The organism is Rahnella laticis, assembly GCF_015644585.1.
GTDB lineage: Bacteria > Pseudomonadota > Gammaproteobacteria > Enterobacterales > Enterobacteriaceae > Rahnella > Rahnella laticis.
In genome coordinates this window covers 653,229-677,415 of record NZ_JADOBI010000002.1, presented here as the reverse complement: position 1 = coordinate 677,415, position 24,187 = coordinate 653,229, and the positions used below count along the sequence as shown (strand labels likewise).

The following is a 24,187-nucleotide window of genomic DNA, read 5'->3' as shown; positions in this document are numbered from 1 at the left end:
GCTAACGTAGAGCCACAGGGGGAATGACGCCTGCTCTGCACCAAAAACAGTCATTAAGAGGATTGCCATGCACCGTTACCGATTTTTGCTCTGGCGCCCGCTGCAACTGCTGCCGGTTTTGCTGGGGATCAGCATCCTGACGTTTGTCATGGTGCGCGCCATTCCCGGCGATCCGGCGAGGATCCTGCTGGGCGTACGCAGCACGCCGGAAGCCATCGCCCGGATTCGTGCGCAGTACGGACTGGATCTGCCGGTCTGGCAGCAATATCTCTACTTCTTGCGCAACCTGTTGCACGGCGAAATGGGAAAGTCGCTGATTTACCGCGTGGATACGCTGAAACTGATCATGTCGCGCATCGAACCGACGCTGTATCTGGTGCTGGGCAGCGTGATGCTGGCGATGCTGTTTACCGTGCCACTGGCGGCAACGGCGGCGCGAAACCGCGGGCGGCTGGCAGATCAGATGATCCGCCTGCTTTCTACCGTCGGCCTCGGATTACCGGCGTTCTGGCTGGCGATCATGATGATTTTGCTGTTCAGCCTGTCGCTCGGCTGGTTTCCGGTGTCGGGCTACGGCAGCGATTTCGGCGAGCGTTTACATCATTTGTTTTTGCCTTGTCTGACCGTGGCGCTGGCGTTGTCGGCGGTGCTGACCCGCAACCTGCGCGCCAGTTTATTGATGGAATTGCAGAACGATTACGTTACCGCAGCCAGGGCGCGCGGGCAGAACGAGAACCGGATTTTCTGGCGGCACGTCATGCCCAACTCGCTGGTGCCGACGGTCAATCTGCTGGCGGTAAATATCGGCTGGCTGATTGGCAGCACGGTGGTGATTGAAAGCGTTTTTGCCATTCCAGGCATGGGACAGTTGCTGGTTAAAGCCATTATCAGCCGCGATTACATGGTGGTGCAGGGCGTGGTTTTGGTGTTTGCGCTGGCGACGGTGGCCGTCAATCTGGTGGCTGATTTGCTGACGGTGGCGTTAGATCCGAGGGTAAAGCTATGAGCATGACCGAAAAAATAGCCACGCAGCGGTTGGGCAGCTTTCACCTGCGTTGGTTGCCGCGTCAGCAGGCGCTGCGGCTGGGTATTCTGATGCTGAGCGCGTGGGTGCTGATTGCGCTGTTTTCCCCGTGGATTGCCCCGTTCGGCCCGATTGCGCAGGATGCTTCTGTGACGCTGTCGCCGCCAACTTTTGCGCACCCGTTTGGCACTGATAATTTTGGCCGCGACATTCTTTCCCGCGTGATGTGGGGCGCGCGGATTGATCTGCAAATCTGCATTATCGGCGTCATCTTTCCGTTCACCTTTGGCACGTTGATTGGTGCGTTTTCCGGGTACCTCGGCGGTGCGGTGGATACGTTTTTCATGCGCGTTATCGATGTGGTGCTGGCGTTTCCATTTCTGGTGCTGATGCTCTCGATCATCGCCATTCTCGGGCCGGGGTTGAGCAGTTTTTATATCGCGATGGCGATGGTCGGCTGGGTGTCTTACGCCCGGCTGGTACGCTCGCAGGTGCTGACGCTTAAACACCGGGATTTTATTCTGGCCGCGCGCAGCCTGGGTTACAGCCATCCGCGCATTTTGCTTTTGCATCTTTTACCCAACGCGCTGACCAGTTCGCTGGTGTTTTCGATGTCCGATTGCGTTCTGGTTTTGCTTAGCGGCGCGTCGGTGAGCTACCTCGGCTTAGGCGTTCAGCCCCCGCTGGCCGAATGGGGCGTGATGGTCGCTGAAGGGCAAAGTTTTATCACCACCGCCTGGTGGATAACCACGTTTCCGGGCCTGGCGATTGTGATGCTGGCGATGAGTTTCAGCCTGCTGGCCGACGGTTTAGGCGACAAACTGGGGGAGCGCCCATGACGCTGTTGCAGGTTCGCGGTTTAACCATTGAAGACCGGCAGGGCGTGGCGCTGGTGGATAAGCTTTCCCTTACGCTCAGTGCCGGTGAAATTCTCGGTCTGGTGGGTGAAAGTGGCTCCGGAAAAACGCTGAGCTGCCGTGCGATGATGCGCCTGTTGCCGGGCGAAGGGCTGAACATCCGCGCCGGAGAAATCCGCCTGAATGACACCGATTTACTGACGCTCAGCGATAAACGCATGACGGCCATTCGCGGGCGGGAAATTGGCATGATTTTCCAGAACCCGGCCAGCCATCTGAACCCGGTGATGACCATCGGGCAGCAGATTGCAGAAAGCCGCCGCCTGCATTTTGGGGCGAGCAGCCGTGAGGCACAGCGTCAGGCCGTGGAGTGGCTGCGGCAGGTGGGCATTCCCGATCCGCAGCGTCGCGTGGACAACTATCCCCATGAGTTTTCCGGTGGTATGCGTCAGCGCGCGATGATCGCCGTGGCGCTGGCCTGCGAGCCAAAAATTCTGATTGCCGACGAACCGACTACGGCGCTGGACGTCACCGTACAAATGCAGATTTTACGGCTGCTTTGCGATCTGCGCGACAGGCTGGGTATCGCCATTATTCTCATTACTCACGATCTCGGCGTGGTAGCACAAACCTGCGACCGCATCGCGGTGATGTACGGCGGTCGCTTGTGTGAAACCGGCGAAAAACGCCACGTACTGGCGCAGGCGCTGCATCCTTATACCCGCGGCCTGATTGACTGCCAGCCCGCCAGCGAAGGCGGCGCGGGGCGGCTGATCACGTTGCCCGGCCAGCCACCGGTTGCGGCGCGTTTCCCGACCGGCTGCCGTTTTCATCCGCGTTGTTCACACGCCACGGCGCAGTGCCATGACCTTCAGCCCGCGATGCAGACCGCTGCGTTTGCCCGCAGCCACGTCGCCGCCTGCCATCACCCTTTGCGGGTTCTCAGTCCGGTGATATCCGGGAGGGAAAATGAATCCACTTTCTGACCGGACTGCTGCGCCGGATCCGCGGCCTTACCCGCTGCTGGAAGCCGAAGATTTGTCGGTGACGTTTCCGGTATCCGGCGGGCTGGGGCGTAAAAAGCGCGTTGTGCAGGCGGTAAACGGTGTGTCGATGTACATCAATGCCGGAGAAACGCTGGGGCTGGTGGGCGAATCGGGCAGCGGAAAAAGCACGCTGGGGCGCGCGATGTTGCAGCTGGAAAATGCCAGTGCAGGGCGTGTGCGCTTTAACGGGCAGCTGATTACCGGCGGCGTGAAACCGGATATTGCCCGGCTTCGTCAGCAAACGGCAATGATTTTTCAGGATCCGTTTTCCTCACTGAATCCGCGTCAGACGCTGGGCCAGAGCATTGGTGAAGTGCTGCGTGTACACCAGAAAGTCGCGAAAGCGGCGATCCCGGTGCGGGTTAACGAACTGCTGACGCTGGTCGGCCTGAGCGCGGAACATGCGTCGCGGAGACCACAGGCGCTGAGTGGCGGGCAGTGCCAGCGCGCCGGAATTGCCCGCGCGCTGGCGATTGAGCCACGGCTGATTGTCGCCGATGAATGCGTCGCCGCGCTCGACGTGTCGATTCAGGCCCAAATCATCAATTTGCTGATGGATCTGCGCGAGAGCATGGGGCTGGCAATTTTGTTTATCGCGCACGATCTGGCGATTGTGCGGCGTCTCTGCGACCGCGTGGCGGTGATGTATCTGGGGCGGATTGTTGAAAGCGGCCCGACGCAGACGGTCTTTACTACGCCGCGCCATCCTTACACTGCCGCGCTGGTGGCGGCTATCCCCGAAATTGACCCCGACCGCCCGCTGCCGGAGAACCCGTTACAAGGCGAGCCGCCCAGCCCGGTTTCGCTGCCTGCGGGCTGCGCTTTTCATCCACGCTGTGCCCGTGCGATTCCTGCGTGCAGGCAGGGCGCGGCACCCGAAACCCGGCATATTGCCGACCATGCTTTCGCCTGTGTGCTTGATGCGCCCGGTAGCGAAAGGATTTTTCCGATGACTGAAGGAATGTGACATGAAGCAAAAGCATTTTAACGTTGTGGCCGCCGGGGTGCTGCTGGCGTTGAGCCTGGTCAGCGAAATGGCGCAGGCGGCCGGGGTTCTGACCATCGGACGTCGTGAGGACAGCACGACGTTTGACCCGATCAAATCGGCGCAAAACGCCGATAACTGGGTGTTCTCGAATGTGTTTGATCCGCTGGTTCGCGTGGACAATACCGGCACCAAACTGCTGCCGGGGCTGGCGGAAAGCTGGACGATTTCGCCGGACGGCAAAACGTATACGCTGAAAATGCGCGAGGCAAAATTCTCAGACGGCACGCCGGTCACGGCTTCGGATGCGGTGTTCAGCCTGACGCGTATCCGCGACGATGCCGGTTCACTGTGGAAAGATTCGTACAGCATTATTGATACGCTGAAAGCGGACGATGCGCACACGCTGGTTATCACGCTGAAAACGCCGTCGGCAGCGTTTCTTTCCCAGCTGGCGCTGCCCAATGCGTCGGTGATTTCACAGGCGGCGCTGACCAAACAGGGCGCGGATGATTTTGCCGAACATCCGGTGGGATCGGGCGCATTCAGCGTGAAAGAGTGGACGCGTGGCGAGAAAGTCGAGCTGGTCAAAAACCCGTATTACTGGGATGCCGCGAAGGTGAAGCTTGATGGCGTCGAGTGGCTGACGCTGCCGGACGACAATACCCGCATGCTCAAAGTGCAGGCGGGCGAAATCGATGCGGCGCTGTCGATTCCGTTCTCACGCATTTCCTCATTGCAGAAAGACCCGAAACTGGCTGTCGAACTGGACACTTCTACGCGAGAAGACCACTTGCTGATTAACCATTCACACGGCGATCTGGGCAAAGTTGAAGTCCGGCAGGCGCTGGATTTCGCCATCGACAAAAAGTCGATTATCGACACCGTGACGTTCGGCTACGGCAAAATCGCCAATTCCTATATTCCTGACGGCGCGTTGTATCACTACGCCGGTAACTTACAACGCCCTTATGACCCGGAGAAAGCCAAACAGCTGCTGGCAGCGGCGGGCGTGAAAAATCTGACGCTGAAATATCTGGTGAACGCCGGGGATGAAGTGGACGAGCAAATCGCCGTTCTGCTGCAACAACAGCTGGCAAAAGCGGGCATTACGGCCAGTCTGCAAAAAGTGGATCCGAGCCAGAGCTGGGACATGTTAGTCGCGGGCGATTACGACATTTCGGTGATGTACTGGACGAATGACATCCTCGATCCCGATCAGAAAACCACGTTTGTGCTGGGACATGATTCCAACAACAACTACATGACGCGTTATCACAACGATAAAGTGAAAGCGCTGGTGGCCGCCGCCCGCGTGGAAATGGATCCGGCAAAACGCCAGCAGATGTATATCGATTTACAGAAAATGGCTAAAGCGGACGTGAACTGGATAGATTTGTATTACAGCCCGTACCGCAACGTGACACGTAAAAATATCAAAGATTTCCATCAGAACCCGCTGGGCCGTTTCACGCTGGAAGACACTGTTAAAGAGTAATTTCGCCACACCGGGGAAATAATAAGAAAGCTGAGATAAAAGTCTGTTTACCCCTTTTGCCCACCTTCCGGTGGGCTTTTTCTTGCCGCTGAGTTCTGCGTTTCTGCCCGCCGGTGTGTCAACCGATCCTCAACCATTACGCTGGCTTCGCTTGATTTTGAGCGCCCGCTCAAGTACCTTTCGCTCTTGAGCAAGTGCTCAAAAACTTTCTGAGGCTGTATATGTTCGTCCAAAACCGCTGGCTGATCCTCGCCATTGTCACCAGTACCCTTTTCCTGATCATCATTGATATGACGGTGCTTTACACGGCGCTGCCGCGTCTGACGCTGGCGCTGGGGGCGTCGTCATCCGAAAAATTATGGATTGTGAATGCGTATCCGCTGGTCGTCGCCGGGCTGCTTCCCGGCGCGGGTATGCTGAGTGACCGTCTCGGGCATAAAAATCTGTTTATGAGCGGCCTGCCGGTGTTTGCGCTGGCGTCGCTGTGCGCGGCTTTTGCGCCGTCCGCAGAATGGCTGATCGCATCCCGCGTGTTTCTGGCGATTGGCGCGGCCATGATGATGCCTGCGACGCTGGCGATTGTGCGCCATGTGTTTACCAATGAGCGCGAACGTGCGCTGGCGATTGGTATCTGGTCGGCGGTGGCGTCAGGCGCGGCGGCGCTCGGGCCGGTGATTGGCGGCGTGTTGCTGGAATATTTCTGGTGGGGCTCTGTGTTCCTGATCAACGTGCCAATTGTGCTGGCCGTATTCCCTTGTGCGCTGGCGCTGATCCCGCGCGGCAAAGGCAACCCGGAGCGTCCGTGTGATTTCACCGGTTCTGCGATGGTGATGCTCGGGCTGGTCGGCGTGATTTATGCGCTGAAAGAGCTGAGCAATATGAACTCTTCATGGGCGGGCGTGTTGTTCCCGGCCTTTGCAGGCGTACTGTTTCTGGGGCTGTTCGCCAGAAGGCAAAAACGCGCCGTGCAGCCGATGATCGATTTTTCGCTGTTCCGCAACCGCGCTTTTGCCTGCGGCGTGGGCGTGGCGATCACCTCAATGATTGCGCTGATCGGCATCGAACTGGTGCTGAGCCAGCGGTTGCAACTGGTGCTCGGGCTGACACCATTTATGGCCGCGATGTTTATTTTGCCTATTCCGGTAGCCTCCGCGCTGGCATCGCCGCTGGCCGGAATGCTGATGCCAAAATACGGCGTCCGTAAAATTATGCTCGGCGGTTTCGCGCTTTCCGCCGCGGGAATTGTCAGCCACGCGCTGCTGTTTGAAGGCGGCACCGCGATGCAGCTCATCAGTCTGTTTATTTTAGGTTTCGGCCTTGGCGGCGCGGTGACGGCGGCCTCGACCTCCATCATGCTGAACGCCCCGGAAGAAAAAGCCGGGATGGTCGCAGCGATTGAAGACGTGTCATGGGAAATGGGCGGCGTGCTGGGTGTGACGTTGCTGGGCGGCCTGATGACGGCGGTGTACAGCCGCAGCCTTATGCTGCCGGACGGTATTGTGACCGGCGACGGCGCGTATGACAGCCTCGATGAAGCGCTGAATATCGCCAGCCATCTCAGCCCGGAGCATGCGACGTTAATCAGCGAACTGGCGCGTACGGCGTTTGATCAGGCGTTTCTGGCAGTCCTGATTTCTGCCGCCACGCTGGTGATCGCCACCGTGGTGGTGCTCAAAATCGTCCTGCGTAAGCCGGTGGGCGTGCGCCAGTCTTCCTGATAAACTGCGGCCTGAGCGGTTGCTCAATGCCAGCACAGGATTGATGATGAAAGAAAATCGGGAAGCGTTGAGGGCGAAAATCCTCGACGGCGCAATCAGCCTCTTTATCGAAAAGGGGATTGAGAAAGTGACGACGCGCGAACTGACGGAATACGTCGGGATCTCGCGCAGTCATATTTATCACTACTTTCCCGACTGGCAGACGCTGTGTATCGAAGCGCTGACGGAGGTAATGCTGGCGGAGCTCAAGGAGTTCACCGCAGAAATCGTGGCGCTGCCGCCGCAGGAAAAACTCCACACGCTGGTAAACAGTTATCTGCCGGACACGCAGGGTGACATCTGGCGACTTTACGGTTCGCTGTGGCAACTGGCGGCGCACAACGAGGCTTACGCCGCGCTGGCGCAGCTGATGGTGAGAAAATGGCTGGATTTGCTGGCTGAAATCATCAGCGCAGGCACTGAAGCGGGGATATTTCGATCCACCAACGCCGCACGTGTTACCCGCCAGCTTTCCGCGATGCTCAACGGCTACGCCGATCAGCTGATCGTCATGCCCTCAGCAGAGGTCAGGCAGGAAGCCATGGAAGATATCTGTGATTTCGTGGAATTGGTGTTGAAGAAATAAGTAAAAGGCCGCTACGGATGCAGCGGCCCTCTGTATCAATGCTCCCGCATTCCCGCTGCAAACATCAGCAGATGAAATACTGTCGCGACGACAAACAGCGCTAACACACTTCCACTCCAGATGACGGCCATCCAGCCAACGCGTTTTAAAAACGGCGCTTTGGTGATGTTGTTGCCATCCATTTTTCTGATGAGATTCATACGAAATTCCTCAGTGATAACCCTGATCCGGCGTCACTTTTCCGCGGAACACGTAGTAGCTCCAGAAGGTGTACACCAGAATGATCGGGATGATGAACAGCGCGCCCACCAGAATGAAGCCCTGGCTTTGTGGCGGTGACGCCGCTTCCCAGATAGAAATGGACGGCGGAATGATGTTCGGCCAGATGCTGATCCCCAGACCGGTATAGCCCAGGAACACCAGCGCCAGCGTCAGCAGGAACGGCGCGTGATGCGCATTTTTGCTGATGGCACGGAACATCCACGCAGACACTAATACCACCAGAACCGGCACCGGCAGGAACCAGTAAAGGTTAGGGCGCGTGAACCAGCGGGTGGCGATATCGCTGTGCGTCAGCGGTGTCCACAGGCTGACTGCCAGCGTCACCAGCAGGAAAACCACCAGCAGAGGTTTAGCGATTTTGTGCATCGCTTCCTGCAATTCGCCTTCGGTTTTCATGATGAGCCAGGTGCAGCCGAGCAGGGCATACGCCACGACCAGCGCGAACCCGCAGAACAGGGTGAACGGCGTCAGCCAGTCCAGCGCGCCACCGGCATACGTGCGGTTAACCACAGGAATACCATTGATGACGGCGCCCAGAACCACGCCCTGACAGAAGGTCGCGATAACCGATCCCCAGATGAAGGATTTATCCCACACATGGCGCTTGGCCGGGCTGGCTTTGAAACGAAATTCAAACGCCACGCCACGGAAAATCAGACCGAACAACATCAGGGTCAGCGGGATGGACAGCGCATCCAGAATCACCGAATACGCCAGCGGGAATGCGCCGTACAGCGCCGCACCGCCCAGCACCAGCCAGGTTTCGTTGCCGTCCCAGACCGGCGCAACGGTGTTCATCATCACGTCGCGCTCGTGCTCTTTTTTCACCAGCGGGAACAGCAGACCGATGCCCAGGTCGAAGCCGTCCATCACCACATACATCATCACGCCGAAGATGATGATCAAAAACCAGATCAGCGGTAAGTCGATACCCATTATCAAGCTCCCTTAGAGTCGTCGGACAGTGATTCCGAAATAGCAGACAGCGGACGCGCTGGCGTACGGTGCTGGCCCGGACCACCGTGGTCTACGCTTTCGCCTTCGTGCGCCTGCGGACCTTTGCGGATCAGACGCATCATGTAGCCGTAACCCACGCCAAATACGGAGCAGTAAATCACGATGAACAGGATCAGGCTGACGCTCATCTGGAGAACGTTATGGTTCGATACCGCATCTTTGGTGCGCAGCAGGCCGTAAACGACCCAGGGCTGACGCCCCATTTCCGTGGTGATCCAACCCGCCAGGAGCGCCAGCAGACCGGAAGGCCCCATCAGGAAAGCAAAGCGCAGGAACGCTTTAGAGGTATACATTTTGCCGCCACGACGCAGGATCAGGCTCAGCACACCCAGTAAAATCATCAGCATGCCCAGACCGGCCATGATGCGGAAGGTGTAGAAAATGACGGACGAGTTCGGACGATCTTCTTTCGGGAAGGATTTCAGCGCCGGGATTTGATGCGTCAGGCTGTGCGTCAGGATCAGGCTGCCGAGATACGGGATTTCAATCGCGTAGCGTGTTTCTTCGCGGTTCATATCCGGGTAACCGATCAGCACCAGCGGCGTCGGTTTATTGTCTTTATTTTCCCAGTGACCTTCGATGGCCGCGATTTTAGCCGGCTGATATTTCAGGGTGTTCAGGCCGTGTGCATCGCCCAAAAATGCCTGAATCGGGGAGACAATCAGCGCCATCCACATCGCCATCGACAGCATGGTGCGGATTGCCGGGGTATCTCGCCCGCGCAGTAAATGCCAGGCCGCCGCAGAACCCACGAAGAACGCCGACGCCAGGAAGGCCGCGGTGGTCATGTGCATCAGACGGAACGGGAAAGACGGGTTGAAGATGATTTTCATCCAGCTGACCGGCACGACCAGATTGTTAACAATCTCGTAGCCCTGCGGTGTCTGCATCCAGCTGTTGGACGCGAGGATCCAGAAGGTGGACATCAGCGTACCGAGCGCCACCATGCAGGTGGAGAAGAAGTGCAGACCGGGGCCGACGCGGTTCCAGCCGAAGAGCATCACGCCCAGGAAACCGGCTTCGAGGAAGAACGCGGTTAACACTTCATAGGTCAGCAGCGGGCCGGTAATGCTTCCGGCGAACGAGGAGAACATGCTCCAGTTGGTGCCGAACTGGTAGGCCATCACCAGGCCGGAGACCACGCCCATACCAAAGTTCACGGCAAAAATTTTCGACCAGAAATGATACAGGTCGCGGTAAGCCTCTTTCTTCGTTTTCAGCCACATGCCTTCCAGAACTGCCAGAAAACTGGCAAGCCCGATTGTGATTGCGGGGAAAATGATGTGAAAAGAGACGGTGAACGCAAACTGGATCCGGGCCAGTTCTAGCGCATCAAGACCAAACATAACAACCTCTTTTTGTGTGTCAGGTAACCCTTCCAGACATTAATACCGGTACGGGAACCGGTAATTTCTGACATTCGCAGGTGAAGTCTTGAATGAAAGGGTGGTACAGCTGGGTTTTCGCGAGGGGCCGATTTAACCACAGGGGTTAAAGGTATTAACAGGGACGGTTTCGTGGGGAAATTACCGGCTGAAACACTTTTGTGGCAGGGGAATGGGAGCGGGGAAGGAAACTTATTTCAGCCCGAAACGCCCGAGTGAAGAGTAACCCTGAAAAGTACGCGGACATGATGTTGCATTGATCTGGATCAAAGAGTTTTGATGTTTTCTGAATGTAATTACCCTGCGTCCAGTAATGACTTGTTGTGTGCCATATTGGTAACTAAAAAGTTAAATCTCCAGCGGCATCAGCGCATTCTGATTTTAATGCAATGTAAATTTATGTCATCGGTTTTGGTTGAAATGACGTCAAAATAGGTAATGGTTGTAGTATTTGTTTACATTTATGTATCACAACCTGGTGAAGAAAAACCGCAGGGTAACAGTATGTTCCGATACCTCTCCGGCATGCCTTTCTGTCACAAAGGGTGCTAGAGAGGTAATCCGTCACATCTGAATTTTGTTCCTCAATTTAGTTTATTTCACTCCGGCAAGGTAAAGATGCATACGTTTTTCTGCCATTTTCCGTGGTAACAATCTGGGCGCGGCTGGCTAAACTGTTGCAGGAAACCGATAACGCTGTCGCCACTGCTAAAGCTAATTTTCCCTGCCTTAATCAGCGCCTCTGGCCTGTCATCGATAAAAATATTCTGCGAGGACAATGAAGCAAAAATGCGTGCAGGCAAACCTGCCGCGATCTCCGAGGGCTGATAACCTTTTTGTTTTAACCAACGCTGGGCCTGCATTCGATCTGATATGTCGGGTTGGCTGGTCTGTGCAAAGGACTCCAGCAACCAACTGTTCGAGTTCTGATAGCGCCAGAAATAAGGATAAGCCACCAGACTGTAACGGCTGTCGTGAAGTCGCTGAGCTTGCTGGGGATCGCTGAGCAACATTTTTGCCCCATTCTGTAGCTCCGGATCGGGGATCAAAATAGCAATCTGCTTCCCTGTCAGGTCATCACTTAAAAACTCATACAACCCCTGAACATAAAGCGCCGAACGTGGTGTTTCACAGATATTCAGATTGTGTATCACCTGCCAGTTACCGTCAGAGTTTTTCCTGGCCCAGGCGGCGTGAGAATACTGAATATCGTATCTCCCCAAATCCTGCCCCTGACGTACCAGAATGACAATTTCATCCGGACGCACATTTAGCGCATTTTTTAAGGCAACCGCATTCGCCATGGTTTTTGAAACGTTGATCACATCAGGCTGAATATCTGAGTCACAAGCTGAGCTGGCAGCATAGGTTGGCAGGGCTAAACAACACATCAGGCAGAGGCAGTAACTGAGCGTTTTCACGGTTTTTCAGCCATTTGTGCGCTCGAAGATAATCCTTCGTCACTGGCGTTGCGCATATGGGCAACGGCTTTTCCCTCTTTCTTCAGCACCGCCCCTTCGCCCTGAGGAGCGGGTTCGAGGGTAAGACGATCCCCAGCTTTCAATTTGGCATCCTTTGCCATTTTATCAGACAGTTTTAACTTTACGGTTTTCCTCTCAGGCGTTTCAGTCAGCAAGGTGGCAGTCTTCTCTCCTTTGCTGTATTCCACGCTTTTAATCACCAATGCGGCGGGTAACAGAATCGGGGAGAGGATCAGTCCGCTGACCACAACAGAACTCCCGGCGCTGGCCACTCCTCCGGATAGCAGTAACACGGCTGAGCGTTCATCTGCATGGACGCAGGTACTGCCCGTCATGAGTAAAGTGATCAGGCCGATATTTAAAAATTTGTTCATGTGGAGGGACCTCAAATTGAAATATGCTTTGGCCGCTGCTTATCAGGGCTGTGGTTGGGAGGGCATCGAGGCTGGCATCAGCAATGCATACCGGTTCAGCAACTGCGTGAACTGATTATCCAGTTGCATCAGCAGCTGAGGAGATACGGCATTTTTTTGCTGCTTCGCTTCGGCTAATTTACGCAGCGATTCTTCGACCGACGTGGCTGTGTTCAGCGCCTGCTGAATGGCAAAAACCGACGATTTGAGCTGCGAGACGGTCATATATTTGCCGCGCTGTTCATCCAGCCCGTTAAGCTTATCTGCCAGTTGCTGCAACTGCGCGTTGGCCGAATACCAGCCGTTGAGGTTTTCCAGCGGCATAGCATTGGCGGTCAGCTGCTCGTTCCATTCCTGCGTCAGCTTTTTCGTCTCGGGATTGTCAGGCCAGAGGAACCGGGTCTGCTGTATCAGCTGCGAACCGGTGTCCTGCGCCCAGCGCGGCGAAAGTGCGGCCAGATGGCGGGTTAGCTGGCGGGTGGTGGCAATGATCTCTGGCGCCTCGCGGTGAAGTGATTCTGCCTCGCGATTTTTCAGGGCTTGCAGCTCAGTAGCGCTCAGAGGTTTAGGCGTGTTAGTCAGTGACGCTATCAGCCGCTCGCTGGCAGGCGGATGATAAAACGCGTTCACGCCTGCCACCACGCCGCTGCCGACCAGTACGGTGACCACAATCCCCGCCACAAATCCTTTCCACTGTAACGGACGCCTCGCTGCCGGAGCGGGTGCAATCACCACCTGCGGAAGCTCGGGTTCTGCCTGAGCAACATAAACCCAGGGTTCTCTGGCCTGGGTATCCCATGTTCTTTCAACTTTTTCGGCGGCAGCGGGCAGCACAACGGCAGAGTCTGTCGTGGCGTGCATGTTTTCGAGGCGCATCGCGGCACCCTGCATATAGGTGCTCAGCACGGTAAGCTGGCTGGCGTGTTTTAGTTCAAGACGTTGCAATACATCACACAGCGCATTGATGAGTTTTTCCGCCTCATAAATTTGCGGCAGGTCGCGGTATTCCAGCGTCATTCCCCGAAGGGATTGCTGCAAGCGCTGGCTCAGCCCGGTCAGAATTTCCATCCGTGCATGAACCGGCTGCGGCCATAGCCCCGGCCACTGGCGGGAGATCAGCGCGTCGAGTATCGCCAGCCCTTCATTCAGCCCGGACAATCCGACGAGTTGCGCCCGTGCCTGCGTGTACCACGATGCAGTTTGCAGCTCGATGCCGTTTTGCTGGAACAGGCTCAGACACAGCTGTTCCACTTTTTTCCAGTTCACATCCGGACGCGCCGGGTGTGTCAGTTTACTCAGTTCTTCGCGTAAAACGGCATAATCAGCCAGCGCACGCGGGTCGCCCCCGGTGCGCAGCTGGCGTTCAATAGACATGGTTGTTTTCCTTAACTTACGTAATTCTGCTCTTTCACATAGCGGATCAGCACAAGGCCTTCAGGTATTCCCGAAGGCCAGTGCATTAAAGAATTCAGGTGGCAGGATTAAAGGTCAGGACAATAAACCTTCAATCATGTTGAAAAAGATCTCTTCGCTGAACGTTTCGCCGGGCTGCGTGGACCAGCCCGCCGGACGCCATGTCCAGTGATTGTGCTCTGCGGAACGCATGAATAAACGGCAAAGAGGGACAGGAGCGCCCTCAGCGCAGAGGCTGACTTCTACGCAGCCGGTCACGCCCTGACCGTATAAAAAGGCAGGCGTGAATTTCACCATCTTGTTTTCATAACGCAGGTGGATGCCGGGAATGTTGAATGCCTTTCCGCCTATCAGAAATTCAACCAATGAAACGGAGGTGCTTTCCGTCCGGATGCCGGTACCGGCCAGCCATGTTTCCATGTTCTCCTGAAGCTGACTCATCTGTTGCTGAAACTCAGCGATATCAGCCTGACCTTTATTTTCAAACACGGTACGGCCCGGTTGTTTGTCTTGTAGCTTTTTCAAAAAACGTTCTTTAGCTGACATACTTCCTCTGTCATTGACGATGGCAGGTGACACTCAGGATTGAATCTGACCATCAAACATAATTCTGCTGTTTCATATGTCGCATCAGCACCCGGCCTTCCGGCATAAACTCAGTCCCAAACCGCACCAGACCAAGCTCTTTCAGCTCGGCGTCGATGGCGTATTCAAGATGCCCTGGTGTGGACTGTGGCAGTAAAATCACGTTCAGCTTTTGGATCCGCGGCTCGTATTTCAGCAGCGTGGCGGAGAGCGCGGTCAGCAGGGAGTGCGCGGTGCCGGGCATCCCCTGCAAGATTTTGCTCATGTCCGGCAGGCCGTAATCCGGCAGATGCGAAATCGTTCCTGCGCGGCAGTTAAGGACCCGCTGCATGTTGTCGAGCACGGACAGAATGACCTGATTGGCTTCGCTGACCTGATGAAGCTCAATGCCGCCGGCAAAATTGCCGAGCAGCATTTCATAGACGGAAGGCTGCGGCATCTCACTTGTCCTTCAGGGGGATCAGCGTCATCCCCTGATTATTGAGCTCAATCTGGCGGGCTTTATCCGGGTCAAGGTCATCGCGGCTCAGCACCAGTCGCCAGGTGTTGTTGGTGATATCCGGGGCCAGAAACAGCCCGGCCACGGCGACAAATTGCGCCTTTTCGTCCATAGGCATATCCACCGTTATCGCCTCGCCCGGACGGACGCGGATGTCTTTTTCCGCGACCAGATCGGCTTTGATGGCCTGACTGTCTCCGGCAAACAGTGACGGATAATCCGTGCCGTCAAAAACCTTGCGGTCTTTCAGCTGATAGATGCGCACGACTGTCGCCAGCGGCGCACCTTTGGCATTGTTGTTGACCGCGTCACGTGCCTGAATATCCAGGTGCAGCGTTTTTACCTGCTTGTAGAAAATAGATTTCGTGACCGCAACAGTGCCGTCGCTCACTTTTTGGGTCAGCCCGCAGCCGCTCAGCGTGAAAGTTATTGCCAGTGCCAGCAGTGCGCAGCGGGTGTTACCAGCGGTAATCGCCATGTTCATCGGTCTCTCTCCGGTGTGGGTTTTCCTGAACGCGCTGATAGCGGCCCAGATTAATCGTAATAACGGTATCGTTAACGGGTGTGGCCGTGACGGCGCGTTGTGTACGCATGACCGCGGTTCGCCCCAGCAGCACGCCACTTTCTTTTGGCTGGCAGGAAAGCCGGGCATCCGGCAACAGGCTGCGCAGCACCGAGAGCTGCATGCGTACGTGCAGCCGCGAGCCGAGATAAACGTGCAGCAGCGCCATTAAATCGGTGTGCAGTTGCCCGCCGGGCAGCCACTCGCGGGCTTCATCCGTATTGCGGGTGTTCAGGTTCAGCAATATCTGGCTGTTGACGTCCACCGCGTGGGTGCCCATGACCGGGCTGCTGCGCATACTGACGGGCTGACGCGCACTCATAGCCAGCCGGTTGCGCAGCGGAATGCGCAACTTGTCGTGCGCCATCACCGTGGCCTGTGTGTCCGGGGCCAGCAGCGTAACCAGCGCCACGACGCCTTCACTCGTGCGGGTCGGCAGGCGCATCATACCGGTCAGTGCGAGAAAGCGTGAGACAGGCGTTGCCACCGTTTTCGCGCATCCGTCAATCCCCAGACCGCACAGGCTCAGCAAATATTTCGAGGTCCTGTCCGTACCGCCCGCCACGAAGGTGGCCGGATATGAGTATTTGCGCCAGATGCGGTAGTACTGGGTGATCATCCGGTGGTTGAAGATATCCAGAAAATCACTGACGGCCTCGTGCCCGTCCCGGCGCTGAGTGATGTCGTCGATATAGGCCGTCGGCAGCGGCGATTCCACACCGTATAACCCCATAAAGGTGGTGCGGATCGTGGGCGGCAGGTGCGCCTCGTCCGGGAACTCCACCCGTTTAAATTCACTGGCCGGAAAGCCCATCCCCGGATGCGGACGAAAACGCACCGGGTCATATTTCACCTGCCAGTGACTGCCCAGTGCGGGTGCATCCGGCTGGCTTTGTTCCAGCAACTGACAGAAGCGGTAAAACTGCGTGTACGGCAGTTTTTCGCGCATCTGTTCAATTAGCCGGGCAGTCGCTGATTGTGGTTCTCTTTCCATCGGATGCATTTGCCTTCGGGCTGAACGATTAAGGTGAGCTGATTAAACAGGTGGATGTCGGCATACAGCGCCAGGAAGCGGTTGAGCATTTCCCCGAACAGGTGGATATCGCCTTCGCCGGTAAAGCCGTTGCCGTCAATCGTGACTTCGATGTCGATACCGCGCAGCAGGAAGCCCTTTTCAAAGCGCTGGATCTGGTGATGCTGCACCTCAAGAATGGCGTCGAGACGGCGGTTATTCAGCTCATCACCCTGCCAGTTGTACAGCTCCAGCGTGCCGCGCAGCACTTCGGCGCTGCACATCAGGTTGAGATAGCTTGAGCCGAGATGGCTCAGCACCCGCCATTGAAAACGATCTTCCGCAGGCGGATAGGCGGGCAGCGTCGGCTTACACAGATTGCGCACTTTCAGCGGGGTTTGCAGCACCGCTTCGCAGTGGTCGAGCAGGGTGCTTTGCAGGGCTTTGCGCGGTAACTGGCCGTTGGTGCCGGTGATTTTCAGCGAGACGGCTTCGCGCGCAAAATCGCGGTCCGATTCCCACTGCACGCCGCCGAGGATAAGCCAGGTGTCATGCATCCCGGTCACACCGCGTTTGACGCGGGTGTGATAATAGCGCTCAGGCGCATGACGGCGCTGCATTCCGCCCTGATGGCGGAAGCTGGTGAATGGCACATAGCTGGCCTCCGAGGTGCGGCTCGACCCGGTGACCGAGTCCACCGAGTAAATCTCAGTATGCCCGTCCTGCAGACGACGCGGGCGCAGCATGTATTCGCTTTCCAGCCCGTTGATAATCAGCGGGTCGGCTTCCAGGGAAAACAGGTTAATCACCGGTACACAGTGAAGATGCATCACATCGTCGGTCACCGGCAGGTCGCTCTGCCACTGGCTGCTGAGTACGACCTCAATGTCGAAATAATCAATCCCCGCAGGCAGCGTGATATCGCCCAGTCCGTTGAGATTGACGAACATAAACTTCTCGCGGAAGGTGAAATATTCCAGCAAAAGCTGGTAGCCGCTGAACGCGCTTTCGCCTTTTGGCCACAGCAGATCTTCGTCGGCAAATCCGCCGGGGGAGAACCAGCCGTCGAGCCGGATGCGGTCGGCCTGATTGGGCAGACGCAGATACAGCGCCGCCTGACGCCGGGTCAGCGCCAGATGCAGCGCGCTGCTGACCGGCGCGTCGCCCGCCAGATAAAAGCTCAGTTGCGTTAAATCCACCTGCGACCAGTCGGCCTGGGGACTGCACGCCAGACGCAGACGCAGCACCGAGCGCCCGTCCGGCTCGGTGGCCATCACCACTTTGGAGACGGCGAGCGGGTTAAGCATCAACTCGCGCGTGGTACGGTACTGGCAGATGGTATTTTTCGGCCCGACGGGGCGGGAAAACACTTCCATCCCCGCAGGCACCACTTCGGCAATCTTCATTGACGGCACGTCCGGCGTGAGCGCCACAATCGAAAGCGAGGGGATAGTGCGCAGATAATGCGGCCACAGCATGCTCACCAGCCCTTCGGTGAACTCCGGCAGGTCATCATCAATCTTTTCGCGCAGGCGCCCCATTGAGAAGGCAAAGCCTTCGAACATGCGCTCCACGTAAGGGTCGGGCGTACCGGGTTTATCGAGGTCAAGCATCGCCGCCCGGTCAGGGTGAGTTTGTGCAAACTCTTTTCCCGCATCGCGCAGATAGCGCAATTCGGTGTCGTAATAACGCAAGGTTAAGTCTTTCATTATCTTTCCAGAATAAATTGATTTCTGTTACGGCAGATAAATAAATGCCCAAGTCTGAGCGGGTGTATAGATATAGTCATCAGCAATGACAGCTAGCCTATAATTTATTCCGCTATTCGTTTATTGCCTGAATTGCTTGTTACACCATAAGCAAAATTCGTCAATAGTATCTTCATCACCAATATCTGGCGTTTCCTTGATTATATTGGCGGCATTAGAAGGTCTTTTTATGCTGAAGGTTTTCTCTAACCAGTCAACAAATGAGTAATTTATTTTTATCTCCTCTCCATCTGCTATTTCTTCAGGCGATAATGAAAAATCACAGACATCACCTAACTGACCATATCCTATAGAAAGCAAAGATAAGAACTCCTTTGCATCATTAGCAATGATACAACATAGCGTCGAAGCAGAACCCGACCCCATGTGAACAAATCTAAGCTCATTGTTATCATCAAGCCAAAAAGCAAGGCGAGAACCATCAAATCCACTTTCCGCGAATGGCACCAGCCTTGATGATATTTCATCCGTGATTTCCGGAAGATCAAACCAATAATTTAGCCCTTTCTGGCTTGAAGTAGTGAAAGTGACGTCTGGGGAAAACTCATAGTCAGCACTTATTCGACCATACAGATAAACGGTAGGATCCCCCACCATTCCTTTAGGTGTTTGAATAAGTCCGTCATGAGACTCGATAAGACCGTTATTTTCAATCCACTTGTAAAGAAGTTCTATTTCCTTTGGTATGTTTATACCATTTTTTAATTTGTTAATTCCATCTTGTAAATCTGTTAATAAATTACACATAAATTCCTTTGATTTTTATAAACGTCGTTATTATGTTTGCCTGATAATTTCGATATTGCAGGTTTGAGTTTTTGTATGACATCGTTAATTTGAGATGCCATCAGTAGCCGCTTTTCGGGCAGGGCTCACCGGTTTTACACAGCAGACGTACGGAGGCTGATTAGCGGCCTGCCTGTTTCCGGGTTGAGTTGTTTGTCTTTCGCCAGCTGTTCAATCAGGGCTTCGCTAGGTTTCGGGGGCGGCACGTTGGCTTCATGGGCTTCGACCCATTTCAGCTTACCGTTCCAGGCGGGCAGCGGGGCGGGTGGCAGCGGGACGATATCGTTGATTTCAGGCACTTTAGGGGTGATCGTAGGAAAAACGACTCAGGGTAAGTGTCTGGGTCCGCGCATGACCGCTACAACCTGCCAGCAGCAACAGCGATAACAGACCTGTTATTATTTTCATGCTTCTTCTCCCTGCATAGTCTGTATTAATCCGATAATGACTCACCAGCTTCCGTAGGGATACTTTTTGTCTTTTATGAAGGCTTTGATATCGTCATCGTAATCATAGGTAAAATCACTTTTAGTCACTCCTTTACACATATCCAGATCTTTACCTGAAACGGTGGTTATTTTTGTACTGCTCTGTAATAAGTCAGGATTACCATTATTCTTCAGCCACACCCGAACTTTTCCTTCTGGTGCCAGACCAATCACCAAATAACGAAAATAATAAGTTTCTTTCGCGTTATACCAGTCTGGCTCTGAACTGGTCATTTTATTTTGCGTGTCCGGTAAGAAGAATAAGGTGGTTTCATAAACCTTTTTATCGATAATTGAATCCCAGCAAAATTTAATCATTTGAGGGGGGGCTTTAGCTTTGTTGAACGGTGAAGAACCCAGGCCATTATGTGAGTCCCATTTGCCCACGCTATCACCTTGCGGCTGATCGATGGTCTGGAAAACATAGCCATAGCCATCAGTATCCAGCAGTTTCACCAGGGTGACCTGGGCAGGCAGGGCCTTGGGGGTTGAAAATGTGAAATACCATTCATCCCAGGGGGCTTTAAAATTCCCTTTCTGCGTCTGCGTCTGCGTCTGCGTCTGCGCATGGCTGCTGCAGCCTGCCAGCAGCGACAGCGATAACAGACCTGTTATTATTTTCATGCTTCTTCTCCCTGCATATTCCATACGGCACGAGCCCACCCCGGATTGGGGCGATTGACAAAGCCAAACAGCTCAGCGGTTTTTGCTGCGCCATATATGACTTTTACTTTGTTTCCGTCGAGCCAGACATCTTTAAATGCCACCGCATTCCAGCTGGCTGAACAATGCAGATATTTACCAATCAGTTTCATTTCATCCGCGGAAAAAGGAGCGGGCGTTCCTCCGACTACAACCTTTTTTGCCTGGGTAATGGCTTTTTGGCAAAGAGGTTCCAATTCTGGTGGCAATTTCAAATCTGTATTCGTATTACGAATACGATCAAACTCACATCCAGCGTCCTGCGCAGTATCAAACATTACCCGTAAGGTGATTTTTGACCAGTCATTCGTGACCACCCGTTCCAGAGTCAATGCTGCACCAACACGCTTTTCAGTAATGCCGGCGCGTTTCTTATTCGGATTAACCAGGTAGTCAAACCATGTTCCGACCTTTACCACTCCCGAAGGCATAACAGAACTCAGATTTGGTAATTTCTGTAAAGCCGGAATTTCAGCTTCGCAATGGCGGTAAATATCTGTCATCTCAGCAGGAATATTTTCACTGACGGTTGCAAATTCAGGTTTGGTGAGAAACAGATATTCTTTTTCTTGCGGATTATAGCCACCGCCAATATCGGAATGCACGCCGGGGAGGGGGAGCTCAGGCCAGGACTCTTTAATACTGTTAAGGCTAAAGTTATAACGGCATTCGTTCATTGCCGTAATCTGAAACACGTTTTGCGCAATATCCTTCGGCAGTGCCAGCTCAATACCGGGGTTTACTCCACCGTGGATGTCCAGCAAATTTTTTACACCGCCAACTGCACAGACCGTATCAAATAGCCCGAGGAAACGTACTTCTCCTGCGGGTTTCCCATGCTGATTTCGGCCATCAAGCCCTTTCGTTATTGCTTCCTGAATGGCCTGATCGCCGTTTCTGACACGGTTTGCGAAGTGACGGGCAGCAGCAGCACCGCGGCTAAAACCGAAGATATCAAACTGAATTTTTTCTATAGCGCATGTAATACCTCTGCTTTCTTTGAACAATAGTGCAACCTGCTCAGCGATTTGTGTAATGCCCTCATTCGTCTTATCAATAACGCCTTCAAACAATACCCCCAGCCCCATACCTATAAGGCTGTCATCTTTGTCTCTTGATGTACCTATTCCCTGAATATATATGGCGCGCTGATATAGTTCTTTACCCTCAGTTATTTTATTATCCTGAGAATAAAGGGTATTCAACCAATGAATATTCGAATAATACCCAAGATAACTCCCCGCACTGTTGCCGTTTTTATCCAGTTTTTTGACACAGGATGCTGCATCTTCAGTGTTCATTCCCACATCCAGATGGGTGCAGGTCTCGAGGAGGCGCTTATCTATATTGAAAACATTATTGCCAGTGCCATCAAAAAACATGCCGATGGTGAGCGTGATGCCGGGCACTTCTTTACGCTTACAAATCACGATTTTTTCTGAAACGTTTACGTCAGAGGTATGCTGACCATCACTGACTTCCCATGTATTACGTTGTGCCATTCTGCAAGTTCCTTGAATTTAATATCGTCCTATTTAGTGCCCAGGATTTCTATATTCATCCTGCCCGGAGCCGCGGTATAGACTGGGGCTGTCTTCCCGTTTTTATCAGAAACGCCTGCATATATTGTTCCTTCTGCGGTTGTTATGCGGTATTCAGTGAGTGGGATAGGTTTTCCTTCCTCATCCTGCAACGCATAAACTGCACCGTAGCCTTTCGGGAACGTCACCGGAGGAGTATTCAGACTCGCCGGCCCCATCTTTTGCCAGTTGGCCGACTTAAATAAGATGTTTTGCGGATCGGCAATCTCGATATTCCCGCCGCTGAGTTTGATGTAGCCGCCGCCGCAATTCACCACCAGCTCTGTTGCTGCTGTGATTTCGACACGGCCTTCAACGCTCGTAACCGTTATATCTTTTTTAGCAAGCGCTTCGATGTTGTTGTCCTGTGCCTGAATTTCTACTTTCCCTTTTGCTGCAAACAACTTCATGCCCGTCTTACGCGCCAGCATGCTGATGGCGTCACCGGCGGCAACGGTAAAACGCTTCATTGCGCTGATGTCAGTGTTTTGCTGCGACATGATACCTACGCTGGCACTGCCCGATGCCAGGCGAACGGCCTGTGGGCTGCTGATACCGATGCCTTGAGGTGCATTCAGAACCATTCCCGGTTGGATCAGTTCTTTGAGGGCCGCGGTCAATGCCTGCTGACTTTGCGTATCGGATGGTAACGCCAGAGCACTTTCGGCCGCTGCAGATAAGCTTTTTGCAATACTCAGCGCACTCTCCAGTTGAGTAATCGCGTCCTTCATCCCCAGCATCATTCCGCTGGCAGATGACTGCGTATCCGCAGTAATAAACACACCCGCTCCGCCGCGAATGGTCACCCATTTATCGGTGCGAAGTTCAGCACCTTCACCGCGAATTGTTCTTGAAGCATCCACGTTGTGCCCTAAATTCAGCTGCGTTTTGCCGCCGTATTCGGTGCTGAGCTTGATGTGCTCTTCGCCGCGTTTGTCTTCCATCCGCAGTTTGTTATTCGCCGGTGTGCGGATCACGTTTCGGGTGCTGTTCTTTTCAGTGACGTGATCCACGTGACGCGAGTCGTGCAGGGCGTGGGCGATGTAAGGCCGGTCGGGATCGCCGTCGTGGAAGGCGATCGCGACTTCTGTGCCCTGAATGAGCGGGAAGTGAATGCCGTATTCGTCGCCGCCGTAAGGTTTGGCGAGGCGCACCGGCATGCTTTCCTGACCCTGCGTTTTATCGTCCTGGTCGGCATCGAATTTCACGCGATACAAACCGGCGTTGTCCTGCCAGGCGTAGATGTCGTTCGGTTTTGCGCTGGTGACGCGCGCCATCATCGTGCCGCTGACTTTCGGACGCGGCATGAGCGCGGGGCGCCAGCACAGCGTTTCGCTGAAGGGCACGGCGGCGAAGGTGACCTTTAGCGCTTCTTTGCGGCTGGCGGTGAATCCGGTGCGCAAAATCACCATCGGCAGTGATAACTGTTCGGGCAGCATGGACGGAATGCTGTTGTCGGCCACGGTGAGCACCTGCGCCGGGTGCAGCGTGGCGCCGGTGCTGTTGCCGGTAATCAGCGTTTGTGCAGCCAGAAAACGTTCATGGTCGAGACGCGCCATGAAGTTGCCGGTTTCCGCCGCCGGGTCAGTTTTTGCGCCGGACTCCGGATGGCGGGGCTTGTAGTGATAGACGTCGCCATAATTTATCCCTTCACCGTCGCCGCGCGTCATGTCGGCCTTGGCGGACTGATTGACCTTCTGCGCTTCGCGGAAGTTATAGTCTTTGGCGGTGACGCTGGCCTCAACGACGTGGTGCTGAACGCTCAGCCCCCAGACCGACTCCGCGCTGCTGTCGCTCATGCCTGACGGGCTGCTGAGCGGCAGCGTTTTCCCGAATTCATAGGCACTTTGCTTATCGGCAAAGTGCACGACTTCAGTTTGCGTGTCCGGCTGCAGGCTGAAGAAATAGAAAATCCCCACTTCCGAAAGCAGGCGTTCGATAAAGGCCAGGTCACTCTCCTGATACTGGTTTATCTGTTCGCGTTTTGGGTAAGTCTGTTTCAGTGCGAACTCATATTCCCAGCCCTTAAAGCCATGTTCTTCCAGGATCTGCGCGACGACATCCTGCACGGATTTATTGACGAAGAAACGGTGCGTGCGGAACTGTTTGCCCAGCAGGGCTAGGGAAGGCTCCAGCGTTAACCGATATTTCGCCTCGTCGGCAGAGCCTGAAATCCGCTGGAAATCCGTGATAACGCCGTGGACAACTTTTTGGGCAGTCAGGTTTTGCAGCAGTCCGGTGCCCATCGTCAGCGTGACCGGTTTACGCAACAGCTGAGCGGCGCCGATGTCGTGGTCGGTGCTGGTGAAGGTGATGGAGTAGCGATACGTCCGGCTTATGCCCTCATCCCCGCGCAAGCTTTCCACGTCGAGCGGTGACGTACAGGGAGGAATATCAAGGCGGTAACGGTTCAGGGTGGTTGCGCTCAACGCAGAAACAGTACTTTTAAGAATATCCATC

General features: G+C 54.7%; 22 protein-coding genes and 1 pseudogene. 7 read left to right on the top strand and 16 right to left on the bottom strand.

Annotation, left to right across the window (positions count from 1 at the left end):
• The first annotated feature begins 67 nt into the window (after window positions 1-67).
• The 7 genes from IV433_RS06235 to IV433_RS06205 all read left to right on the top strand — a co-directional run bounded on the left by IV433_RS06235 (window position 68) and on the right by IV433_RS06205 (window position 7,753).
• A complete protein-coding gene (locus IV433_RS06235; protein WP_152326787.1) occupies window positions 68-1,006 on the top strand; it encodes an ABC transporter permease in 939 nt (312 codons plus the stop codon).
• Window positions 1,003-1,863 (top strand): ABC transporter permease, encoded by an 861-nt coding sequence (locus IV433_RS06230; protein ID WP_195813479.1) that lies wholly within the window; start codon window positions 1,003-1,005, stop codon window positions 1,861-1,863. The genes IV433_RS06235 and IV433_RS06230 overlap by 4 nt, the downstream gene beginning before the upstream one ends.
• A complete protein-coding gene (locus IV433_RS06225; RefSeq protein ID WP_195813478.1) occupies window positions 1,860-2,867 on the top strand; it encodes an ABC transporter ATP-binding protein in 1,008 nt (335 codons plus the stop codon). The genes IV433_RS06230 and IV433_RS06225 overlap by 4 nt, the downstream gene beginning before the upstream one ends.
• Window positions 2,851-3,894, top strand: a complete 1,044-nt coding sequence (locus IV433_RS06220) for an ABC transporter ATP-binding protein (RefSeq protein ID WP_195813477.1) — start codon at window positions 2,851-2,853, stop codon at window positions 3,892-3,894. The genes IV433_RS06225 and IV433_RS06220 overlap by 17 nt, the downstream gene beginning before the upstream one ends.
• Window position 3,895: 1 nt before the next feature.
• Entirely contained in the window at window positions 3,896-5,410 is a 1,515-nt protein-coding gene (locus tag IV433_RS06215; RefSeq protein WP_195813476.1) for an ABC transporter substrate-binding protein, read from the top strand.
• A 221-nt stretch (window positions 5,411-5,631) separates the two neighbouring features.
• Entirely contained in the window at window positions 5,632-7,128 is a 1,497-nt protein-coding gene (locus IV433_RS06210; protein ID WP_195813475.1) for an MFS transporter, read from the top strand.
• A gap of 46 nt (window positions 7,129-7,174) precedes the next feature.
• Window positions 7,175-7,753: a TetR/AcrR family transcriptional regulator gene (locus IV433_RS06205; protein ID WP_165060528.1), complete on the top strand. Its 579-nt coding sequence runs from the start codon at window positions 7,175-7,177 to the stop codon at window positions 7,751-7,753.
• Between the two features lie 35 nt (window positions 7,754-7,788).
• On the opposite strand, the gene IV433_RS06200 is transcribed toward IV433_RS06205, so the two are convergent.
• The 16 genes and pseudogenes from IV433_RS06200 to IV433_RS06125 form a co-directional block, all read right to left on the bottom strand.
• Window positions 7,789-7,935: a DUF2474 domain-containing protein gene (locus IV433_RS06200; RefSeq protein WP_370530251.1), complete on the bottom strand. Its 147-nt coding sequence runs from the start codon at window positions 7,933-7,935 to the stop codon at window positions 7,789-7,791.
• Between the two features lie 28 nt (window positions 7,936-7,963).
• On the bottom strand, window positions 7,964-8,971 hold the full coding sequence (gene cydB, locus IV433_RS06195) for a cytochrome d ubiquinol oxidase subunit II (RefSeq protein ID WP_195813473.1): 1,008 nt from the start codon (window positions 8,969-8,971) through the stop codon (window positions 7,964-7,966).
• Window positions 8,972-8,973: 2 nt separating this feature from the next.
• Window positions 8,974-10,398, bottom strand: coding sequence for a cytochrome ubiquinol oxidase subunit I (locus IV433_RS06190; RefSeq protein WP_101079060.1), 1,425 nt, complete (start codon window positions 10,396-10,398; stop codon window positions 8,974-8,976).
• A gap of 638 nt (window positions 10,399-11,036) precedes the next feature.
• Window positions 11,037-11,858, bottom strand: a complete 822-nt coding sequence (locus tag IV433_RS06185; RefSeq protein WP_195813472.1) for a DUF2145 domain-containing protein — start codon at window positions 11,856-11,858, stop codon at window positions 11,037-11,039.
• A complete protein-coding gene (locus IV433_RS06180; protein ID WP_195813471.1) occupies window positions 11,855-12,292 on the bottom strand; it encodes an STM0539 family protein in 438 nt (145 codons plus the stop codon). The genes IV433_RS06185 and IV433_RS06180 overlap by 4 nt, the downstream gene beginning before the upstream one ends.
• Before the next feature lie 42 nt (window positions 12,293-12,334).
• Entirely contained in the window at window positions 12,335-13,705 is a 1,371-nt protein-coding gene (locus tag IV433_RS06175; protein WP_195813470.1) for a VasL domain-containing protein, read from the bottom strand.
• A 114-nt stretch (window positions 13,706-13,819) separates the two neighbouring features.
• Complete coding sequence (locus tag IV433_RS06170; RefSeq protein ID WP_326838644.1) at window positions 13,820-14,269, bottom strand: hypothetical protein; 450 nt, start codon at window positions 14,267-14,269, stop codon at window positions 13,820-13,822.
• A 73-nt stretch (window positions 14,270-14,342) separates the two neighbouring features.
• Window positions 14,343-14,768: a type VI secretion system baseplate subunit TssE gene (gene tssE, locus IV433_RS06165; RefSeq protein ID WP_195813468.1), complete on the bottom strand. Its 426-nt coding sequence runs from the start codon at window positions 14,766-14,768 to the stop codon at window positions 14,343-14,345.
• Window position 14,769: 1 nt separating this feature from the next.
• Complete coding sequence (gene tssJ, locus IV433_RS06160) at window positions 14,770-15,306, bottom strand: type VI secretion system lipoprotein TssJ (RefSeq protein WP_229893265.1); 537 nt, start codon at window positions 15,304-15,306, stop codon at window positions 14,770-14,772.
• Window positions 15,287-16,384, bottom strand: a complete 1,098-nt coding sequence (gene tssG, locus IV433_RS06155; RefSeq protein WP_195813466.1) for a type VI secretion system baseplate subunit TssG — start codon at window positions 16,382-16,384, stop codon at window positions 15,287-15,289. Before tssG ends, tssJ begins: the two co-directional genes overlap by 20 nt.
• On the bottom strand, window positions 16,348-18,111 hold the full coding sequence (gene tssF, locus IV433_RS06150) for a type VI secretion system baseplate subunit TssF (protein ID WP_195813465.1): 1,764 nt from the start codon (window positions 18,109-18,111) through the stop codon (window positions 16,348-16,350). The genes tssG and tssF overlap by 37 nt, the downstream gene beginning before the upstream one ends.
• A gap of 120 nt (window positions 18,112-18,231) precedes the next feature.
• Entirely contained in the window at window positions 18,232-18,918 is a 687-nt protein-coding gene (locus IV433_RS06145) for a hypothetical protein (RefSeq protein ID WP_229893232.1), read from the bottom strand.
• 100 nt (window positions 18,919-19,018) lie between these two features.
• Window positions 19,019-19,262: pseudogene (locus tag IV433_RS06140) on the bottom strand (DUF6396 domain-containing protein); the annotation flags it as partial.
• A 144-nt stretch (window positions 19,263-19,406) separates the two neighbouring features.
• Window positions 19,407-20,069 carry a DUF2931 family protein gene (locus IV433_RS06135; RefSeq protein WP_195813464.1) on the bottom strand — a complete coding sequence of 221 codons (663 nt, stop codon included), beginning with the start codon at window positions 20,067-20,069 and terminating at the stop codon, window positions 19,407-19,409.
• Entirely contained in the window at window positions 20,066-21,649 is a 1,584-nt protein-coding gene (locus IV433_RS06130) for a T6SS phospholipase effector Tle1-like catalytic domain-containing protein (RefSeq protein WP_195813463.1), read from the bottom strand. Before IV433_RS06130 ends, IV433_RS06135 begins: the two co-directional genes overlap by 4 nt.
• A 29-nt stretch (window positions 21,650-21,678) precedes the next feature.
• Window positions 21,679-24,186 (bottom strand): type VI secretion system Vgr family protein, encoded by a 2,508-nt coding sequence (locus IV433_RS06125; RefSeq protein WP_195813462.1) that lies wholly within the window; start codon window positions 24,184-24,186, stop codon window positions 21,679-21,681.
• Window position 24,187: the final 1 nt, after the last annotated feature.

Coding starts and splice junctions, on each gene's coding strand:
- IV433_RS06235 (WP_152326787.1), top strand. CDS start 68: ATGCACCGTTACCGATTTTTGCTCTGGCGCCCGCTGCAACTGCTGCCG.
- IV433_RS06230 (WP_195813479.1), top strand. CDS start 1,003: ATGAGCATGACCGAAAAAATAGCCACGCAGCGGTTGGGCAGCTTTCAC.
- IV433_RS06225 (WP_195813478.1), top strand. CDS start 1,860: ATGACGCTGTTGCAGGTTCGCGGTTTAACCATTGAAGACCGGCAGGGC.
- IV433_RS06220 (WP_195813477.1), top strand. CDS start 2,851: ATGAATCCACTTTCTGACCGGACTGCTGCGCCGGATCCGCGGCCTTAC.
- IV433_RS06215 (WP_195813476.1), top strand. CDS start 3,896: ATGAAGCAAAAGCATTTTAACGTTGTGGCCGCCGGGGTGCTGCTGGCG.
- IV433_RS06210 (WP_195813475.1), top strand. CDS start 5,632: ATGTTCGTCCAAAACCGCTGGCTGATCCTCGCCATTGTCACCAGTACC.
- IV433_RS06205 (WP_165060528.1), top strand. CDS start 7,175: ATGAAAGAAAATCGGGAAGCGTTGAGGGCGAAAATCCTCGACGGCGCA.
- IV433_RS06200 (WP_370530251.1), bottom strand. CDS start 7,935: ATGGATGGCAACAACATCACCAAAGCGCCGTTTTTAAAACGCGTTGGC.
- cydB (WP_195813473.1), bottom strand. CDS start 8,971: ATGGGTATCGACTTACCGCTGATCTGGTTTTTGATCATCATCTTCGGC.
- IV433_RS06190 (WP_101079060.1), bottom strand. CDS start 10,398: ATGTTTGGTCTTGATGCGCTAGAACTGGCCCGGATCCAGTTTGCGTTC.
- IV433_RS06180 (WP_195813471.1), bottom strand. CDS start 12,292: ATGAACAAATTTTTAAATATCGGCCTGATCACTTTACTCATGACGGGC.
- IV433_RS06175 (WP_195813470.1), bottom strand. CDS start 13,705: ATGTCTATTGAACGCCAGCTGCGCACCGGGGGCGACCCGCGTGCGCTG.
- tssE (WP_195813468.1), bottom strand. CDS start 14,768: ATGCCGCAGCCTTCCGTCTATGAAATGCTGCTCGGCAATTTTGCCGGC.
- tssJ (WP_229893265.1), bottom strand. CDS start 15,306: ATGGCGATTACCGCTGGTAACACCCGCTGCGCACTGCTGGCACTGGCA.
- tssG (WP_195813466.1), bottom strand. CDS start 16,384: ATGGAAAGAGAACCACAATCAGCGACTGCCCGGCTAATTGAACAGATG.
- tssF (WP_195813465.1), bottom strand. CDS start 18,111: ATGAAAGACTTAACCTTGCGTTATTACGACACCGAATTGCGCTATCTG.
- IV433_RS06145 (WP_229893232.1), bottom strand. CDS start 18,918: ATGTGTAATTTATTAACAGATTTACAAGATGGAATTAACAAATTAAAA.
- IV433_RS06135 (WP_195813464.1), bottom strand. CDS start 20,069: ATGAAAATAATAACAGGTCTGTTATCGCTGTCGCTGCTGGCAGGCTGC.
- IV433_RS06130 (WP_195813463.1), bottom strand. CDS start 21,649: ATGGCACAACGTAATACATGGGAAGTCAGTGATGGTCAGCATACCTCT.
- IV433_RS06125 (WP_195813462.1), bottom strand. CDS start 24,186: ATGGATATTCTTAAAAGTACTGTTTCTGCGTTGAGCGCAACCACCCTG.